The 18,987-nt window shown below is 46.9% G+C and carries 17 protein-coding genes; 5 read left to right on the top strand and 12 right to left on the bottom strand.

The features are described 5' to 3' along the window. Positions 1–42 precede the first annotated feature (42 nt). On the top strand, positions 43–2,841 hold the full coding sequence (locus tag QUB63_RS12480) for an ATP-binding protein (RefSeq protein WP_332945475.1): 2,799 nt from the start codon (positions 43–45) through the stop codon (positions 2,839–2,841). A 12-nt stretch (positions 2,842–2,853) separates the two neighbouring features. Further along, on the top strand, positions 2,854–4,125 hold the full coding sequence (locus tag QUB63_RS12475) for a hybrid sensor histidine kinase/response regulator (protein WP_332945472.1): 1,272 nt from the start codon (positions 2,854–2,856) through the stop codon (positions 4,123–4,125). Positions 4,126–4,481: 356 nt separating this feature from the next. Here QUB63_RS12475 and QUB63_RS12470 read toward each other — a convergent pair whose 3' ends face one another. Then, entirely contained in the window at positions 4,482–5,222 is a 741-nt protein-coding gene (locus QUB63_RS12470; protein ID WP_332945471.1) for an SIMPL domain-containing protein, read from the bottom strand. Between the two features lie 189 nt (positions 5,223–5,411). Here QUB63_RS12470 and QUB63_RS12465 point away from each other — a divergent pair, with 189 nt between their 5' ends. Further along, on the top strand, positions 5,412–5,795 hold the full coding sequence (locus QUB63_RS12465) for a YkvA family protein (RefSeq protein ID WP_332945469.1): 384 nt from the start codon (positions 5,412–5,414) through the stop codon (positions 5,793–5,795). A 266-nt stretch (positions 5,796–6,061) separates the two neighbouring features. After that, a complete protein-coding gene (gene pcrA, locus QUB63_RS12460; RefSeq protein WP_332945467.1) occupies positions 6,062–8,410 on the top strand; it encodes a DNA helicase PcrA in 2,349 nt (782 codons plus the stop codon). Positions 8,411–8,467: 57 nt separating this feature from the next. Here pcrA and QUB63_RS12455 read toward each other — a convergent pair whose 3' ends face one another. The 9 genes from QUB63_RS12455 to QUB63_RS12415 all read right to left on the bottom strand — a co-directional run bounded on the left by QUB63_RS12455 (position 8,468) and on the right by QUB63_RS12415 (position 16,894). Continuing rightward, positions 8,468–8,653 carry a hypothetical protein gene (locus QUB63_RS12455; RefSeq protein ID WP_332945465.1) on the bottom strand — a complete coding sequence of 62 codons (186 nt, stop codon included), beginning with the start codon at positions 8,651–8,653 and terminating at the stop codon, positions 8,468–8,470. A 53-nt stretch (positions 8,654–8,706) separates the two neighbouring features. Then, positions 8,707–8,907 (bottom strand): hypothetical protein, encoded by a 201-nt coding sequence (locus QUB63_RS12450; RefSeq protein WP_293182164.1) that lies wholly within the window; start codon positions 8,905–8,907, stop codon positions 8,707–8,709. Then, the gene (locus QUB63_RS12445; RefSeq protein WP_332945464.1) at positions 8,904–9,248 is read right to left on the bottom strand and encodes a hypothetical protein; all 345 of its coding nucleotides are present in this window, start codon (positions 9,246–9,248) and stop codon (positions 8,904–8,906) included. The genes QUB63_RS12450 and QUB63_RS12445 overlap by 4 nt, the downstream gene beginning before the upstream one ends. A 180-nt stretch (positions 9,249–9,428) precedes the next feature. Continuing rightward, a complete protein-coding gene (locus tag QUB63_RS12440) occupies positions 9,429–10,787 on the bottom strand; it encodes an FGGY-family carbohydrate kinase (protein ID WP_332945463.1) in 1,359 nt (452 codons plus the stop codon). A gap of 150 nt (positions 10,788–10,937) precedes the next feature. Continuing rightward, positions 10,938–11,300: a DUF5615 family PIN-like protein gene (locus tag QUB63_RS12435; protein ID WP_332945462.1), complete on the bottom strand. Its 363-nt coding sequence runs from the start codon at positions 11,298–11,300 to the stop codon at positions 10,938–10,940. After that, the gene (locus tag QUB63_RS12430; RefSeq protein WP_332945461.1) at positions 11,297–11,599 is read right to left on the bottom strand and encodes a DUF433 domain-containing protein; all 303 of its coding nucleotides are present in this window, start codon (positions 11,597–11,599) and stop codon (positions 11,297–11,299) included. The genes QUB63_RS12435 and QUB63_RS12430 overlap by 4 nt, the downstream gene beginning before the upstream one ends. 161 nt (positions 11,600–11,760) lie before the next feature. Then, positions 11,761–13,059 carry a serine/threonine-protein kinase gene (locus QUB63_RS12425; RefSeq protein WP_332945459.1) on the bottom strand — a complete coding sequence of 433 codons (1,299 nt, stop codon included), beginning with the start codon at positions 13,057–13,059 and terminating at the stop codon, positions 11,761–11,763. Between the two features lie 251 nt (positions 13,060–13,310). Further along, a complete protein-coding gene (gene ilvB / locus QUB63_RS12420) occupies positions 13,311–15,146 on the bottom strand; it encodes a biosynthetic-type acetolactate synthase large subunit (protein WP_332945458.1) in 1,836 nt (611 codons plus the stop codon). Between the two features lie 449 nt (positions 15,147–15,595). After that, entirely contained in the window at positions 15,596–16,894 is a 1,299-nt protein-coding gene (locus tag QUB63_RS12415) for an MFS transporter (protein ID WP_332945457.1), read from the bottom strand. 351 nt (positions 16,895–17,245) lie between these two features. On the opposite strand from QUB63_RS12415, the gene QUB63_RS12410 reads away from it, so the two are divergent. Continuing rightward, positions 17,246–17,584 (top strand): P-II family nitrogen regulator, encoded by a 339-nt coding sequence (locus tag QUB63_RS12410; RefSeq protein WP_006633346.1) that lies wholly within the window; start codon positions 17,246–17,248, stop codon positions 17,582–17,584. A 133-nt stretch (positions 17,585–17,717) separates the two neighbouring features. Here the strand turns inward: QUB63_RS12410 and rdgB are convergent, their stop codons facing one another. Beyond that, positions 17,718–18,308 carry an RdgB/HAM1 family non-canonical purine NTP pyrophosphatase gene (gene rdgB / locus QUB63_RS12405; RefSeq protein ID WP_332945455.1) on the bottom strand — a complete coding sequence of 197 codons (591 nt, stop codon included), beginning with the start codon at positions 18,306–18,308 and terminating at the stop codon, positions 17,718–17,720. Positions 18,309–18,323: 15 nt separating this feature from the next. Continuing rightward, positions 18,324–18,944: a hypothetical protein gene (locus QUB63_RS12400; RefSeq protein ID WP_332945620.1), complete on the bottom strand. Its 621-nt coding sequence runs from the start codon at positions 18,942–18,944 to the stop codon at positions 18,324–18,326. Positions 18,945–18,987 lie beyond the last annotated feature (43 nt).

Raw genomic sequence — 18,987 nt, 5'->3', positions numbered from 1 at the left:
TCTAAAATCTAAAATCTAAAATCTAAAATCCTATGAATTGCTATGTCATCATCCCAGCCTTCAATCCTCAAGAAACTGATTGGTAATGCACCCCTGCGAACCGTTTTGATTGTTCCCTTCGTGCTACAAATTATCGGTGCAGTCGGCATTGTTGGCTACTTATCCTTCCGCAACGGACAGAAAGCAGTCAATGATTTGGCATCTCAACTCCAAACTGAAGTGAGCAGCCGCATTACCCAGCATCTAGACAGCCAACTCAACACAGCGCGTCACCTGGCAGAAATCAACGGCGATGCTGTCGATCTCGGATTGCTAGACTACCACAATTCAAAACAGCTCGGACAGTTTTTCTGGCAGCAGTTGCAACAGTACAATGTCGGCTATATTGGCTTTGCTTTTACATCGGGTGATTTTGCAGGCGCTGGGCGTTTTTTTGAGGACAATCGCGTCACAGTAGATGAAGTTTCTCAGGCACGCAACGCCAACCATCATTGGTATATTTTTAACACTGATAAAGAGGGAAATCGCACAACTCTTGCTATTGATAATGGACTATACATTGCCAAAGAAGAAGGGTGGTACGTGCAGACAGCTCTAGCAGGAAAACCCACATGGAGCCTTTATCAGTGGCAGTCTCCACCTTACACGCTTTCTGTTTCGGCAAACCGACCCGTATACACTAAAAATAGACAATTAATCGGCGTAATTGGAGTTGACCAACGGCTCACACAAATTAGCGATTTCTTGCGTCAGTTAAACGTGAGCCGTTCCGGTAGAATCTTCATCATCGAACGCAGCGGGCTGATTGTTGCGTCCTCCAGTTTAGAGAAACCTTTCACAATTGTCAGCGAAAAAGCGCAGCGACTACCAGCTATTAACAGCAGCGATTTGTTAATTGCTAATACTGCTCAGTACCTGAAGAATCGCTTTGAGAATTTTAACAAAATTAAACAAAGTCAGCAGATTGAGTTTATGTGGAAAGGCCAGCGTCAGTTTGTGCAAGTTTTACCCTGGAAAGACGAGTGGGGATTGGATTGGTTGGTAGTTGTGGCGGTTCCTGAATCGGATTTTATGGGGCAAATTAATGCCAATACTCGAACCACGATTCTATTTTGTATCGGCGCTTTAATTGTGGCGACGGTTGTTGGTTTTTATACTTCCCGCCTGATTGCTGGGCCGATCGCACAATTGAGCAAAGCATCACAGGAGTTCGCCTCCGGGAAATTCGATCGCACTCTGGAAGTCTCCGGGAAAAATGAACTGGGCGTGCTTTCGGAATCCTTCAACGACATGGCGCAGCAACTGCGCGACTCTTTTACAGCCCTAGAAAAAACCAACGTCGAACTCGAACAGCGCGTCGAAGAACGCACCCTAGAACTCAAAATAGCAAAAGAAATGGCAGACGGCGCCAACCGCGCCAAAAGCGAATTTTTGGCTAACATGAGCCACGAATTGCGGACTCCCCTCAACGGGATTTTAGGATACGCGCAAATTCTCCAGCGCAGCGAACCGATGACGCAAAAAGGGCGGGGCGGCGTTGATATCATCTATCAGTGCGGTTCGCACCTGCTAACGCTGATTAATGATGTGTTGGATTTGTCGAAAATCGAAGCCCGGAAACTCGAACTGCATCCCGCCGCCTTTCACCTGCCTTCATTCATCCAAGGTGTTGCCGAAATCTGCATGATTCGCGCCCAGGAAAAAGCAATTTCCTTTGATTTGCAGATTGATTCGCAACTCCCGACAGGGGTTTGCGGTGATGAGAAACGTTTGCGCCAAGTGCTGCTAAATTTGCTGGGGAATGCGGTTAAGTTTACGGAAAAAGGCGGAGTTATTTTTCAGGTAGATGTGATAAAAAATACTAAGTTTTCCGCTCTAAGTTCTCAGTTAGATAATTCAAGTCAAAACTTATATAAAATTCGCTTCCGAGTCGAAGATACAGGCCCGGGAATGACACCACAACAAGTTAAGAAGATATTCTTGCCTTTTGAGCAAGTAGGTGATGTGAAAAAGCAATCGGAAGGCACTGGATTGGGACTTGCGATCAGTCAAAAGATTGTGGGGTTGATGCAGAGTGAAATTCTCATAGAAAGCCGTGCAGGGGTTGGCAGTATTTTTTCCTTTGAAGTGTCACTCCCGGAGGCCCTAAATTGGGCTGATAGTTCTAGAATGGTGGAACAAGGGGCTGTTTTGGGCTACTTGGGCGAAAAACGCAAAATTTTGATAGTGGATGACAGGTGGGAAAATCGGGCTGTGTTGGTGAACTTGCTGGAACCGATCGGCTTTAAGATCGTTGAAGCGGCTGACGGTAAGGAAGGACTCGAGATCGCTTTAGCCACCGCACCCGATTTAATCCTCACCGATTTAGCAATGCCGGTGATGGACGGGTTTGAGTTGTTGCGCCAAATCCGGGTTCATCCTCAATTGCGTGAGGCGATCGTGCTAGTGTCGTCTGCAAGCGTGTTTGAGATCGATCGCCAAAAGAGCCTGGATGCAGGTGGAAGTGATTTTTTGCCGAAACCGGTGCAAGCAGATTTGTTGCTGGGGTTAATTCAAAAATATTTGCAACTGGATTGGGTGTATGACGACACAGTGGATGCGGGCACAAAAGCGCAAAATGCGATGCCAAACGAAATGCAGATTCCGGCGATCGAGATTTTGCATTTGTTAAACGAACAAGCTCAAGCTGGCGATTTGGACGCAGTAATCGAGATGGCCCAAGAGATTCAAACAGCCAACCCAGAACACGGGATTTTTGCTAAAAAAATACTGGTTTTGGCAGAAGGATTTCAGGTCAAAGAACTGCAAGCATTGATTGAGGAGCATTTCTCACAAGCGTAAGGAAAAAATCTCATGGTTGAGTCAGATAAAAAATTTATTTTGATTGTGGATGACTGTTCCACCAATTTGTCTGTGCTGTCCCAGGCATTAAAAACAGCAGGCTACAAAGTGCGAGTTGCAGCGGACGGGGAATCGGCGCTGGCGATGCTGGAAAAATGTGCGATAAATCCCGCAAAAAACCCTTTCCCAGAACTAATATTGCTAGACGTGCAAATGCCGGGAATCGACGGCTTTGAAACCTGTCGCAGAATTAAAGCGAACGGGGCGACAAAGACAATTCCAGTCATTTTTATGACCGCCTTAGCAGATGCCGAAAGCAAGATCAAAGGCTTGTCGTTAGGTGCAGTGGATTACATCACCAAACCCTTTGAACAAGACGAAGTAATTGCCAGAGTTAACATTCACTGGCGGCTCAAACAGTTAACCGACAATCTGGAACAGCAAGTTACAGAACGCACCAGGGCTTTGCAACAAGCCCAAGTACAAGTAGTGCAGCAAGAAAAACTATCCGCCTTGGGACAACTCGTTGCCGGAGTCGCCCATGAAATTAACAACCCGCTGAGTTTTATGGTCAGCAACATTGCGCCAGCTAAGGAATATCTGGCTGAGATGGCAGAAGTTCTTAGCCTCTATAAAAAACACTACCCTGAACCTGCATCAGATATCGCTATCTTGATTGACGACATAGATTTGGAGTTTGTGATCGAGGATTTTTCTCACCTCTTGGATTCAATGCAAGTAGGCACTGAACGCATTAAAGATATTTCGCTGTCGCTGCGTAATTTTGCCCGTTCGGATGGAGATACTGCTAGTGCGATCGACCTGCACGAAACTTTAGATAGTACGCTGTTGCTGTTAAAACACCGACTTAAGGCTCAAGGAACTCGCCCGGCCATTGCAGTAACCCAAAACTATGGAGAATTGCCCCCGATAAAATGCTATCCAGGCCCGATGAACCAAGTGTTTATGAATTTGTTGGCAAATGCGATCGATGCTGTGGAAGAGGCTTGGGAAAAAGACCAGCGTTCGCTGATAATTACTATTAGCACGGAAGTTTGGCGCGAAAGTGCGATCGTCCGAATTGCCGATAACGGGTTGGGAATGACCGAGGAGATTCAAGAACATTTGTTTGAACCTCTGTTTACCACAAAAGCGGTGGGTAAAGGAACTGGGCTGGGATTGTCGATCGCTCGGCAGATTGTGACGGATAAGCACTGCGGTAAATTGTTCTGCAAATCTACGGCCGGTGAGGGAACTGAATTTGCGATCGAACTTCCTATTTAATTTTATAGCAGAAGGAAGTTCGGCAACGGATTCGCTCGACGGATGTAACGGATGTAACGGATGTAACAGATTTCAGTCCCATGGAAGTCGGAAGAAGGAAGAAAGAAGAAGGAAAGCAATGGCAGAAGGAAGAAGGAAGAAGGAAGAAGGAAGAAGGAAGAAGGAAGAATGAAAGCAATGGTTTCAGCTATTAATAATATCCTAACTGTGTCGGCTTCAAATCAAATCCGATGATATCGGAATTGTAGCCTAGTGCGATCGTCCTCGCTCGCGATCGATCGCGAGAGTGCGAGGAATTATTCTCAATGGTTGCGAGGGGTTATTTTCAACGCGAGCGGGGACGATTGAACCATGAATTAATAGCTAATTTGCAAAGTCACAGAAGCTTCTACCTGCTCTTCTCCTCCCACCACGGGCGTTGCAACAGCAATATCACCAGCAGTGCGAGCAGCAAACTGGCGGTAAACAGGAGGGGGCGCGATCGCACCGTTGACTTGAATGCTGAGAATCTCTCCCCGCTTCAGGTTGAGCGCGCTCAAGACTGCATCCGCTTGCGATTGAGCGTCTTGAGTTGCTTTTTTGAGTGCTTGTTTTTGAGCTTGGGCGATCGCACTTGGGGCCGCTACAAAACTCACACCTTGAATTCGGGTTGCTCCGGCCCTCACCGCATCATCGAGCAAAGTGCCGGCAGATTGAGTATTGATGCGAAAACTGACGGTATTCGTAGCAGTATACCCTGTTAGGCGCTGCTGGTTGTTTTCGTAGCTGTAATTCGGGCTGAGGGTGATGCCAGTAGTTTCGAGTTTTTCTACTTGGCGCGATCGCAGCAACTCTACCACAGCGGACGATCGTCTCGCCGCTTCTTGCTGCACCTCGGCCGCCGTTTTCCCCTGCACTTCAACCCCCAAACGCACTAAAGTTTGAGTTGTCGGAATCGCTTCAACACCGCGCCCAGTAACCGTTAGCGTTCTGATCCGCTGTTCTTGAGCAGCCGCCGGATCTAATCCCGCGAAACTCACGAGAGTTAAGGTTAAACATAAAGCTGTTATCAGGTTGCGGAAATTAATGCGATCGCCCCGTTGTAAATTTAAATTCATAAACTCCATTCTCCTCACACAATAGATGGTATAATCTTATGCTGCAACGGAAATTTTCAGATGTCCCCACGGTTACACTTTTAGAAACTTAAATGGGGAATTGGGAATTGCGAATTGGGCATGGCGAATAGTTTTTTTCTTCCTTCTTCCTTCTTCCTTCTTCCTTCTTCCTTCTTCCTTCTGCTACATATGCAATCCTTAAAACAAGCTGCCCGCCAACTCAAAAAAGAGACTTACGCTGTTTATTTAGCCAGTACAGACCAGAGAGTACCTTGGTACGCGAGAGTTTTAGCAGGTGTAACAGTTGCCTATGCCTTTAGCCCGATCGACTTAATTCCCGACTTCATCCCAATTCTCGGCTACTTAGACGATTTAATAATTGTACCATTAGGAATTTGGCTGGTATTGAAGATGATTCCGCCACAGGTTTTAGCCGAGTGTCGGGAAAAAGCAGCCGCAGAAATAGAGCGAGGAAAACCGATAAATCGGGCAGCCGCCGCTGCAATCATTGCTATTTGGATAGGTTTGGGAATATTAGCGGCAATTGGGCTCAAACAAATATTTAAACGTTAGAATACCGGGCGGTTGAAACCGCGGCTATACAGACACTCACGCGACGGGAGCGGGTTGAAGAATAGGCGTTAAAAATTACGTTTTACGTAATTTTCTTTACACCGCTTGGAGTGGACATCGTTTGTATAGGATCGGTTTCAACCGCCGTCTGATATTCATGATATTATATTCTAGGGCGATCGCGCCTGACCTTAAAAAAAACTTGCCGTATCGCATACCAACTATTATTTATCCCTTAAAAAAATCCAACAACTAACTTTCCAACTATGACTCAAACTACCGACTTTCTCAGCCACCTCAACCCATCCCAGCGCCAAGCAGTCGCCCATTACAACGGGCCGCTGTTAGTAGTAGCGGGGGCTGGTTCCGGGAAAACGCGGGCTCTAACTTACCGCGTAGCTAATTTAGTTCGCACCCACCGAGTCGATCCTGAAAATATTCTGGCGGTGACATTTACGAATAAAGCCGCTAGGGAGATGAAAGAAAGAATTGAGAAATTGCTGGCGACTCAGCAAGCTGAAGCGGAATATGGCAAACCTTTGGCAGATTTGACGCCGGATGTACAAACGAGATTGCGATCGCAAATTTACCACAGAATTACCAAACAGATTTGGATGGGAACCTTTCACTCTCTGTGCGGCCGCATTCTGCGCTACGACATTGAGAAATATCAAGACGAAAACGGCCGCCAGTGGAAACGAAACTTTTCAATTTTTGACGAGTCAGACGCTCAAACTCTCGTCAAACAAATTGTTACCAAAACCCTCAACCTCGACGATAAGAAATTCGAGCCGCGCAAAGTTCGCTACGTCATCAGCAACGCTAAAAATCAAGGTTGGTCGCCTCAAGAATTCCTCGCCGCCGAACCGGATTACAGAGGGCGCGTAATTGCCGATGTTTACAGCCGCTACCAAGACGCTTTAGCAGCCAACAACGGCTTAGATTTTGACGATTTAATTCTCGTTCCGGTTAAACTTTTGCGCCAAAACGAGCAAGTATTGAGTTATTGGCATCACAAGTTCCGACATATTTTAGTTGACGAATACCAAGATACCAACCGCACTCAATACGATTTGATTCGGATGTTGGTCACAAATAACGTTGACCCGAAAGAGTTCGATAAATGGCAAAACCGCTCGATTTTTGTGGTGGGCGATGTCGATCAATCAATTTACAGTTTTCGGATGGCAGATTATACCATATTGCTGGAATTTCAAGAGGATTTCGGCGACGGCTTGTCTGACGAGAAGACTCAGACGATGGTAAAATTAGAGGAGAATTATCGATCGCGCGAAAACATCCTGCAAGTCGCCAACCACTTGATCGAACACAATACCGAACGCATCGAGAAAGTTCTGCGCCCGACTCGCGAACCCGGAGCTCCGATTGTTGTCTGGCGCGCTGACAACGAATTAGATGAAGCGGAATTTGTAGCCGGTCAAATTCATTCCTTGAAGCGCCAAAACTCCGAATACGAACAGGGCAGCAACTTTGCGATTCTCTACCGCACCAACGCTCAATCTCGCTCTTTTGAAGAAGCGTTAATGCGTTTAGATATTCCCTACAATATTGTCGGCGGCCTGAAGTTTTACGATCGCAAAGAAATCAAAGATATCTTAGCATACCTGCGGACGATCGCCAATCCCGACGATAGCGTCAGCCTCAAACGCATCATCAACACTCCCCGCCGCGGCATTGGCGACACCACATTTGCCAAAATCGAAGACGCTGCAACTCAATTGGGCATTCCGTTGTGGGAAATCCTCAGCGATGAGTCTTCTGTAAATACTCTCGCAGGGCGATCGGCAAAAGCTATAATTAAGTTTGCCGAAATGATTAGTCATTGGCAACAACAACTGGAAACTTTGCCTGCGTCGCAAATTGTCCAAGGAATTATCGAAGATTCAGGTTACATTGACGATTTGAAAAACCAAGGAACCGAGGAAGCAGAAAATCGCATCGAAAACGTTCGAGAATTGTACAACGCGGTGCTACAATTTGAAGAACAAAACGAAGAACCGACCCTAACATCATTTTTAGCAAAAGCATCTTTAGCATCGGATTTAGATGACTTGCAGGAAGAAGATTCCCGCGTATCGCTGATGACGCTGCACTCCGCGAAAGGGTTAGAATTTCCCGTAGTATTTCTAGTCGGAATGGAACAGGGTTTATTTCCCAATTTCCGCAGTTTGGACGACCCGAAAGCTATTGAAGAAGAACGCCGTTTGTGCTACGTCGGCATCACTCGCGCCCAGGAATTGCTATTTCTCACCCACACTCGCGAACGCCGCCTCTGGGGAGGTTTCCGGGAACACTGCACCCCTTCGCTATTTTTAGGGGAATTGCCGACACATTTGCTGGCTGGAAGTGCGAAGAAAACTAAGACGGGCAAAATGGCTGCATTGCAGGGAAAAACTAATAATTCAGCAGCTAATTCCGGCAGTTCCCAACCAGCAGAGTGGAAAACAGGCGATAAAGTTTTTCATCATGCTTTTGGAGTTGGAGAAATCACGCACGTTTTGGGGACTGGTGATAAAACTAATCTCGCAATTAAGTTTACAGGTTTGGGCCGCAAAATCATCGATCCGAGAACAGCTAAGTTGCAGCGAGTTTAATAGCTTGGTTTGTAGTAAGGACTTTAGTCCTCATCTATCAAAGGACTAAAGTCCTCACTACAAACCTTTGCGGGTTGAAGAATGGGCGGTAAAAATGTGGGTAAAAATTACGTTTTTATCTTTAGTCGGCGTCCGGCGGACATCGTTTGACTTTCTGGCGGTTTCAACCGCCGTCTGCATCTTAAGGCTTAACAGGCAAGATGCCTGTTCCACAATAAAATTAACTCTTTGTGGAATAAGCATCTTGCCTGTTCATAAAAGACTTATTAAGAATGAATGATGCAACATCTCATATCTTATTCGACTACCTGAGATTCCACACGCCTGTATTTACCCGCTAAACGTTCTCGACGCTGGCGGCGGTTGTCAGCTTCAAATATGGCAATCGCTTCATCTAACTTCAAATTGAAAGCGTCAAGCTGTCGGCAGACTTCACGGATATTTTCAACGTGTCGCTTTCTGGTTTCAGCATCGGGGATTCTAGGTTGTTGATTCATCGTAAGTTCCAATCCATTTTGATTTCTTGAATGCTTGCTGCTGAGGCATCGACAATGGCCTCTCCGTCTTCTATCGTTCCATACAGAAAGTTTAACGTATCCGCAGTCGCAGCGGGTTGAGATTCTGTCACCTGCTGCAAAAGCCTGTACAAACGATTGTAAGAGGTTCTCAACCTTTCCTTAATATTATCCAGAGATTCTAGTTCGGGGAGTGTCGCTTCTGTCTCGCCAAACTGCTGCATGAATATATATTCTGTGGCGGTTGTTTCGTTGAGGATTTCCACTACCCGTCGCTGCAATGTGAAAATTGTGTTCAGGATGTCATCAGGTAACTTTGCCATTGTCCTTGATTTTTAGGGATAACAACTTAACACAATATATCAGAATGTTTGCTTCCTATCATTTTAGTTGTGATCGAGAGCGATTGCACTCCTAATTTACCACCTTAAACCTAACTAAAAGCATCCAAGTTATAATTTTTCGCATCGATTCGTGATGTCGCTTTCTTCAATCCTCCAATCTCAAATTGATTGACTTCCCTGCTTCGCCAAAAGCGCCGCCCCATAAGCAGCCGCAGTATGAATCGGCGTTTCAACAGGCACTTTCAAATAACGCTTTCTTATCGCACTCCAAACCAGATTTTTGGCGCCGCCGCCAGCAGTATAAACCTTTGTCAAAGGAGTTGCGCCCAACTCCTGCAATAATTGATATCCCCGCGCTTCAATCCGCGCCATACTTTCTAACAAACCGTGCAGAAATTCCACAGAATCAGCCGGACGCGGTTCGAGTTTCGGCGGCAAATTCGGGTCATTAATTGGAAAGCGATCGCCCTTTTTCAACAACGGGTAATAATCCAGCAAACTCTCTTGCTCTGGATCGATTTGTGTGCTATAATTCGCCAATTCAGCATCAGTAAAAAAGTGCCGCAGCACCGCACCTCCCGTATTAGAAGCGCCTCCAACTAACCACATATCCCCCCCCGCCCCCCCTTCAAAAGGGGGGGAGAATATATTAGAGAATCTGTGACTGTAAATCCCGTATCTCGAATCATCTACGCGGGTATGACTTAACAGTTTCACAGCTAAAGTTGAACCGAGAGAAGTTACTGCTTCCCCCGGTGAATTGACACCGCTTGCTAAAAATGCTGCAATGCTATCGGTTGTGCCAGCACAAACTGTACAATGGCGGGGAAATCCGAAGCGATCGCCCACTTCCTCTGTAACTTTCCCCACAGGCGCGCCCGGTGCCACAACTTGCGGCAATTTAGGCGTTGCAGCGCCGGCAATTCCCTGGATCAGCCAATCGGGATAGCACAAAGTACCAACATCGAAACCGAGTTTCAAAGCATTGTGATAGTCGCTAATTCCTAATTTTCCGTGCAGCAGAAACGCCAACCAATCGGCTTGATGCAGGAAATAAAGCTTCTCAATAACAGGCAAGATGCCTGTTCCACAAAGACTGAATTGTTTTGTGGGGTGGGCTTCTAGCCCGCCCTCTTGCCACCAGAGGAGTTTGGCTAGGCTGGATGTGGCGCTTAATACTGTGTGGTTGGGTGGCGCGATCGCCCGCAACCTCTCTGTAACCGCTGCACCGCGCGCATCATTGTATAAAATCGGTTCGCATACTGGTATACCGTCAGTATCGCACAGCATGACTGTGGAGGATGTGCCGTCAAGGGCGATCGCGCTTACCCGATTGCGGATTTTGGGGGGGATTTGCTCAATTACAGCCGAGAGTGCATTTTGCCACACCGAGGGCAATTCCGGCTGTTGTGCGTTGGCAAAAGTGTATTCTGTCTCGCAATGGATTGTACCCTGGGAGTCGATGATTGTCGATCGAGCGCCCGTAGTGCCGAAATCTATTCCCAAATAAAGATTCATTGCCGACTCCCGCGAATTTTCTTATACAGAAGTATCTCACATTCAAAGTAAGCTATTGTACATTTAAATTACATTTCAAAAAACAATGCAAATCTTGTGGGGTGGGCTTCGCAGCATCGCCCAAAAATTTAAATCTAAATTCAAAACAGCTTATTCATTCCAAGCACTGAGAAACTCTATTTGATTTTGCATTTCTTCCGCAGACTTAGCAGAAATTAATCTCAAAAGGCGACGCATTTTTTCTGCCGCAGAATAATTTTGTTGACCTAAAATAATTCCTGCATGAGAGTCACCTTTTTCTAGCCAATCGGTATGAATTCTATAAAAATCCCTAGCGTTGAAACTGTAAATTACCCTTTCATTCACAAAAGCCCAACTCAGTTGATCTTCATCACTCCGAGATAACATCGCAGCTTCGGAAACTGTAATGACATCTACACTGCGACTTTGTAAAGCTTGTAAAAGTTTTTGGCTGCGTGAATCTTCATCTAAATACAGCCGAATTTTACTCATGTTTTCTCCGGCATTTTTTGGCTCTTTAATGCTGCAAGACTCTCATATTCTGCCTGTTGGGCATCTAAATCTGCTTCTATTTCTGCTTGATTTGCGTGATAATAAGAAAGTGCAGCATAAACTTGGGCTAAGGTAAGATGATCTAAATCTTTAGCTATCTCCTCAGCATTATTGCCTTGTTTATACAACGCGGCAATTCGTCGCACGGATGTAGCTGTGCCTGCGATAATAGGGATGCCCCCGCGAAGTTGCGAATCGCGGGTAATTAAGGTGCCGATTTCTATAATTGTTGCTGTCAAAGTAGTTTCTCCTTATTAATTGATATTCAAATGATATCTCTAACTTTGATTGGCATTTATTACTCATCCAATTAGCAGGTAATGAAATCACTAAAAGCCGATAACTTCGTCAAAAAAGGTTCGATAAAAAAAACTTGACAAGGGGATGAAATCGTTATACATTACAGCTTACAACTCTTAATCCGAGAGAAGAGATATCCACCCCTTCTTCGCCATTCCCCCCACTCCCACACCCACACAGGGATATGTCCTACTTGTGCTTGCTTATTAAAGGTAAGGTCATTGTAGTCCAACCACTTACCTCCTATTCGCCAACCCACACGATCGCCCAGCTTGCATTCAGTCTTATAATCAACTTGGCCACCAACTTCTAACCAGATTTTTTTCTGAACGCTAAAGCCAAAGCGACCCTGACTGTATTTTACCCACAACTGGTCTATCGTGCGTAAATCATCGCAAGAAAAATTATCAATTGATTCCTTACTGAAATAACCTTCATCCTCCCGTCTAGCCACTTTCAGCATCACGTTGAGTGTTTCCATATCCGCCTCTTGCCACTTCCCCGCTGCCAAGAAATCCCGCAGGCGAGTATAGTCAACACCCCGCGCCGATTTAAGCTGCACCGATACACTAGCAATTGTTTGTGGAATCGGTTCCCGCAAATAACTCAACCAATCTTTCATCGACTGCGGCCGCTTTTGTGCTTCCGAAGCCATCCCCTTTTCTATTGCTAAACACACCCAATCTTGCACCCCAAAATCCTTAGCAGGCTTCAACGCCATATTTTGAAAATGTCGCTGTAAAGAAGGCGTTGGTGATTGCTTAGTTACTGCATAATATAAAGAAGCCGCTAAAGCATAAATATCAACCGTTGGTTTACCACTTCCTTCTAGTTGCTGTTCCCAAGGGGCAAAAGCTGGATTGCAAGGATGTCTGCTGCTAATAACTGTCGGCATTAATTCACTAGCAATGCCAAAATCTATTAACACAGCTTGCCCGTTGGGACGCAACATAATATTACCCGGATGAGCATCGCGATGAACAATTCCTGCTTTATGAACATCCGTTAAAGCTTCTCCAATTTGGCGAATAATTGCCACTGCTTCCGTATCCGGGAGTCGCCCTTGCTGCTGTACTGTATGCCATAAACTTTCCCCGACTACTAAATCCATTACCAAACAATGAATCCCTTTTTCCTCAAACAAGTCGCTGACGCGGACAATTCCAGGGTGCGCGTTTTCGCACAGTTGCGCTAAGATTTGCCCTTCGCGGATAAAGCGGCGCACGTAGTTGGGATATTCGGGGTCATTTTGTAAAGTTCCATTGGGCGTTTTAATTACAACTTGATGGTTTAGTTGCAAGTGTGTTGCTGTGTAAGTCATGCCAAATCCTCCTAATCCGAGGATTTTTTCGATGCGGTACGGGCGAGTTTTCAGGATTTGTCCGGGTGTCCACAGCATGACTGGTTTTTGATATTATTTCTTATTTATTAATATTATCCTAACAGAAGACCGGGCGGTTAGAAACCGCATCGATACAAACAAAACCCGCTTAAGAGCGGGTTGAAGACAAGGCGTTAAAATTACGTTATTCTCTTCAGTCCGCGTCGGCGGACGAAAGTTCGTGTAGACGCGGTTTCAACCGCCGTCTTATCTTATCTTTGAGGCAGGGGTTTAAACCCCTGCCAAACAAGGCATTGCCGTGTCCCTAGTTAAACTTTCGTCCCGCACTCAGGACAAAACTTATTGCTCGAAACATTCTTCGCGCCGCAACTCGGACAATAAATCAACTGGGCAGATTCCAACTTGCTGCGTTCGGGCAAACCAACCATTTGAGCGTTACTCTTACCAGGAACAACCATCGGATAGCAGTTTTCGTCCCGGGTCACCTTCACGTTCATCAGCACAGGGCCGTCGTGAGCTAACATTTGAGCGATCGCACCCTTTAACTCATCCGGCCGCGAAACCAGCATCCCCTTGACGCCGTAAGCCTCAGCCAGCATCACAAAATCCGGCATCCCCACAGTCATGTTCGACGACGAATAACGCTCCCCGTAGAACGCCTGCTGCCACTGCCGCACCATGCCTTGCCAGCCGTTATTTACAATCACAATCTTGACATTAATGCCGTATTGTGCTAGTGTTCCCAACTCTTGAATATTCATTTGCACGCTAGCATCGCCAGCAATACAAATCACCTGCTCGTTGGGTAGCGCCATTTTCGCGCCCATCGCCGCCGGCACCCCGAAACCCATCGTGCCCAAACCAGCGCTCGAAATCCAGCGGCGCGGCCCGTTGTTCAAGAATTGAGCCGACCACATTTGATGTTGACCCACATCCGTCGTGTAGTAAGCTTCCGGCGCTTGAGTAGCCAACTCGGAAATCACCTCTTGCGGAGACAAAATGTCTGGGTAATGAGGCACAACTAACGGATAGTCCTGTTTCCAGCGATCGATCCTGTGCAGCCATTCGGCAGTTTGTCCGGGAGTTCCCGAAACACCAGTTTCCCGACAGCGGCGCAGCATATCAATCAAAACTTGCCGGACATCTCCGACAATCGGCACGTCAGGGCCGCGAGTTTTGCCCACTTCCGCCGGGTCAATATCGATGTGAATCACCTTAGCGCGCGCGGCAAACTCGTCTAATTTGCCCGTCACGCGATCGTCAAACCGAGCTCCCACAGCAATCAACAAATCGCACTCAGTAACGGCAAAATTAGCGTAAGCAGTGCCGTGCATCCCCAGCATTTTCACAGACAAAGGATGGTTTTCATCGAAGGAACCTTTGCCCATCAGCGTTGTTGTGACCGGCAATTGGAACATCTCGGCGAGTTCCTTAATTTCCTCGTGGGCCCCGGCTGCGATCGCCCCGCCGCCCACATACAGCAAAGGACGCTTCGCTTCCTTCAACAAATGAATCGCTTGATTAATCTGGCGGGGATTTCCCTTCACCGTCGGCCGGTAGCCCGGAATTCTCACAGAGCCCGGTTCCACGGGCAGATAGTCAAATTCTTCTAAACCCACATCCTTGGGTACATCAACCAACACCGGCCCCGGCCGCCCTGTACTCGCGATGTGGAAAGCTTCAGCCACAATTCGCGCCATATCTCTCGGGTCGCGCACTACATAAGAATGCTTGACAATGGGCAGGGTAATCCCGTAAATATCTGTTTCCTGAAACGCATCAGTGCCGATCGCCGGACGGGCCACTTGACCGGTAATAATTACCATCGGGATCGAATCCATGTGCGCCGTCGCAATCCCCGTCACCAAATTAGTTGCACCCGGGCCCGAAGTCGCGAAACAAACCCCAACTTGTCCGGTAGCGCGGGCATAGCCGTCAGCCGCGTGAGCAGCACCTTGTTCGTGGCGCACTAAAATGTGTTTGATGCCGCCGCTCGCTTCAGCGCGGTAGAGTTCATCGTAAAGCGGCAGAATTGCGCCGCCGGGATAACCAAAAATATGCTTGACTCCGTGGCGGATCAAGCTGTCGATCAGAGCAAAGCCACCAGTTGCACGCTTGATGGCCACTTTAGTTTTTAGTTGCACAGAATTTCCTTCCTTAAACTAATTATGATTTTTAATGAAAGCTTTTATACTACTTTAATCTTAATAATCAAGCTATGAAAATTTAACTGCTGATATTTTACAAAAAGTTTCGCGATCGATGTGCGATCGCCCGCTGCTGAGAAATTGTGGAACAGCAGAGGCAGAAAAGAAACACAAGAAATCGCGGCATTCGGCTCGGTTTACCGCGATATGACCCTTGTATAGCATTCGTAATCCGGCATTAGACAAGAAAAACAATGGTTTGGGCAATTAACAACGTCCTAACCGTCAGGGCGGCTTGGACGTTAGAGATCGATCGCCAAAAGAAAGCCCTCTTCCTTCGGTCAACTCTCAACCCTTCTCCCTTGCAAGCTGTCAACTCTCAACTCTCAACTCTCAACTCTCAACTGTTCTCAACTGTCAACTGTCAACTGTCAACTGTCAACTCTTCACACAGCATCCCGCAAGACTTTGCGAGTATGTTTCCAAGCGGCCATGCCCATCACCGAGACCAAACAGCCCAAACTCAGCAGCACGATCCGCAAGCCGAGGTCATCCGAGCCGACGGCTTTGCTGACAGCATCAGTCAGCGGGCCCGTCACTGCTAAAGGCAAGCTGAGGGCAATATTAATCGCATTGTTCTCCAAGCCAAAGACTTTTCCCCGCATGGATTCGGGAGTTTTTTCTTGAATCAGCGCTTGCATCGGGCCGTTAATTAAAGAAGCGCCAAAACCGAACAGAGCACTCAAACTAAATCCCAGCCACAACTGTCGGGTAAAGGCAAACATTGCCAACACAAAACCCATCATCAAGAAACCAATTAACGGCAAAGGTTTGTGGTGCATTCGATCGCCCCAGTGACCCAAAAAAGCTGCGCCGAAGACCATTCCGACTCCCGCAGCAGCCAGCAAAAAGCCAAATTGAGTTTCTTTGAGACCAATTTTGCCTGAAAGTGCGATCGCCAGAACTTGCAGCGCCGCAAACACCGAATACAAAATCGTCAACTGCACCACCGCGTTGCTGACGAGGCGGTTGTGCTTCAAATAGCGCAAACCTTCTTTCAAGTCTTGCCAAGGATGGACATTTTTGCCACTGCTACCTGCATGATTTTCTTTGATCCGCATCAAGTAGAGCAAACCTGCAGATACCAGGTACAATCCGCCCAGGAAAAACTCTTGATAAGCTGGCCCGTAGCTGTGTTTGATCCAAGTAAATATCGGTTCGCCGATCGTCATCCCCACAATAATGCCGCCCATTGTGGACGACGCGAACAGAGCATTTGCCGACATCAGTCCCTCTCGCCCCACAGCCAGCGGGATTGCCGCCTGCTCTGCGGGAGCAAAAAATTGCGTTACGGTAGAGACCAAAAACGTAATCGCCAACAACACCACAAAAGTTTTGGGCAAAAACGGCAAAGCTACGATCGCCAAGGCTCGGATCGCGTTGCAGCCGATCAGCATTTGCTTTTTGGAAAAGCGGTCTACCACGATACCGGCCGCCGAACCAAAGACGATCGCCGGCAGCGTGTAGGCGATCATCACCGCTGACAGCATCGAATTTTCCGAATGCTGCCAAGAAACAGGCCAGGGTCGGTAGTCGCCCGTTTTCAGGAGAATAATCAGCAATACGTAAAAGATTTTATCCGCCACTTGGGCCAACAACTGGCCAGTCCACAAGGTGAGGAAGGGGCGATTTCTCAGTAGGGCATCAAGCCCGCTGCGGTCAGGGGGAGGGCTAGCTGGGTGCATAGGAATAGTTTAACTGACCGCTTCTGGCAATTATAGTTTTCAGCAATACGTGCAAATCTCACATAGCAAAGCGGAAACGGGCGAGAACTCCTGTCTCCTGTGTTCTTTTTCTGTTTTAGCAGATCGGCGGCTCTGGACTTGGGTCTTTTTCACTCTACCGCGATCGACCCTCTTGCCAGATCCCGCGCCCCCGGAAAATCCGAGAATATTGTTAAAGGTTGGCGTGCATTTCATCGCGAGTACAACATACGGTAGTATATTTTACAAAATAGTTGCTGTTGGCAGTGATATTAAAAGATGTCACGCCGATTAAGTAATATAACGAAAGTAGTAATGTTAGGAGTGAGAAACTTGAAAAAGGTTGAAGCTATTATTCGCCCGTTTAAACTTGACGAAGTGAAAATCGCCCTCGTCAATGCTGGCATTGTGGGGATGACTGTTTCTGAAGTTAGAGGTTTTGGCCGTCAGAAGGGCATGACTGAACGCTATCGCGGTTCTGAGTACACCGTTGAGTTCTTGCAAAAGCTCAAGGTCGAGATTGTTGTCGAAAACGATCAAGTTGACATGGTGGTGGATAAAATTATCGCTGCTTCCCGCACGGGCGAGATTGGCGACGGCAAGATTTTCATCTCTCCTGTAGAACAAATTATCCGAATTCGGACGGGAGAAAAGAACCTGGAGGCAATCTAAGATACTGGGGCATTGGCCAAACAGGGCAGAGAGGGCATCGGTCATCGGTCATCAGTAATGGATAAAGCCTCTTCCCTATTCAGTTCTGATGTCTGACGGTCAATATCCCATGCCCCTGTTTTTGCTTTTTGCCTCACTTGGGGTTGACAAGCTTCGCCATTTGTGGTAATAGAGCCTGGAATGCTCGGCCGCGGTGGGAGTGCGATCGCTTGATATCGGGTGTCATTTCTGCAAAAGTCTGTTGCTGTGCGGGCACGTAGAAAATCGGGTCATACCCGAAACCTCCGGTACCGCGAGGAGTGTGGAGGATGGAGCCCCGGCAAATTCCTTCTACTTGCAAGGCAATTGTACCGTCGGGACGGGCGATCGCGATCGCACAAACAAATTGTGCTTCCCGGTTTTGTTCGCTTCCCAATTCTTTGAGAAGCCGAGATATCCTGTCAGCATCCGTTTTTCCGTAGCGCGCCGAGAAAATCCCAGGTTGACCGTCGAGTGCATCTACCATTAAACCAGAATCATCCGCGATCGACCATTGGCCAGTTGAAGCGGCCACTTCAGAAGCTTTCAAGCAAGCATTAGCGATAAACGTTTCCCCAGTTTCCTCAATTTCCAACTCTTCCGGTTTAAGCTGCAATTCCCATCCCAAATCCTGAAGATAAAGCTGCATTTCCTTGAGTTTACCCGGATTGCCGGTAGCTACAACTAGCAATTTATTATTGGTCATTATTTCTGTTAAAAATTACGGATCTATATTAACAAAAGATTGGGAAAAGGGCTGCAACAAAATTCCCAAAATCTTATCAACGTCTTGAATATAGTATTCAATCGGATCGATATAAACAGTAGTTTCCTCCAAAATCAAGAATTTCCAGTTAGTACCCGTTGTCACCGCGCCGTAAATGCGATCGACCTCACTGTCTTGATTTTGATTGAAACATTGAGCCGCCACCATTGCTGCAACGCATTGACCCAACCCGCCAATAATATCCTCTTTTTTGGCCTCAAAAATTGTCACAACCGGAGCACTGATGAACAATTGTTCGGGAGAACCGCTAATAATATAATCACAAAATCCTTGCAAACCTCTTTCTGGATCGACAGTAAAATCCTTACCTGAAAACAGAGAAACTCGTTTGTTTAACATTCGCCTAACTTCTGCCAAGATCGGGGCAATTAAAAATTCCGATCGAGCTTTTTCTGTGGAAATAAAAGTTGCTAGCGGCACATAATCGATGAGAATTGTTGTTAATATTTCTGAGGGTGCAACAGGTTTTGTGTCGGCAAATAAATTGCGGCTTTCATTTAAGGTTAATCCAAAATCTTTTTTCGCTCTCGCAATGCTGAAATCGCTGTAAGCCATTTTTTGATACCAATTCTTGAAAACTCTTGCAACATTCGCCGTA

It is taken from the genome of Microcoleus sp. ARI1-B5 (assembly GCF_036705795.1).
Taxonomy (GTDB): Bacteria; Cyanobacteriota; Cyanobacteriia; order Cyanobacteriales; family Microcoleaceae; genus Microcoleus.
Note: the sequence above shows the minus strand (reverse complement) of the source record. Positions and strands in the feature narration are given on the sequence as shown.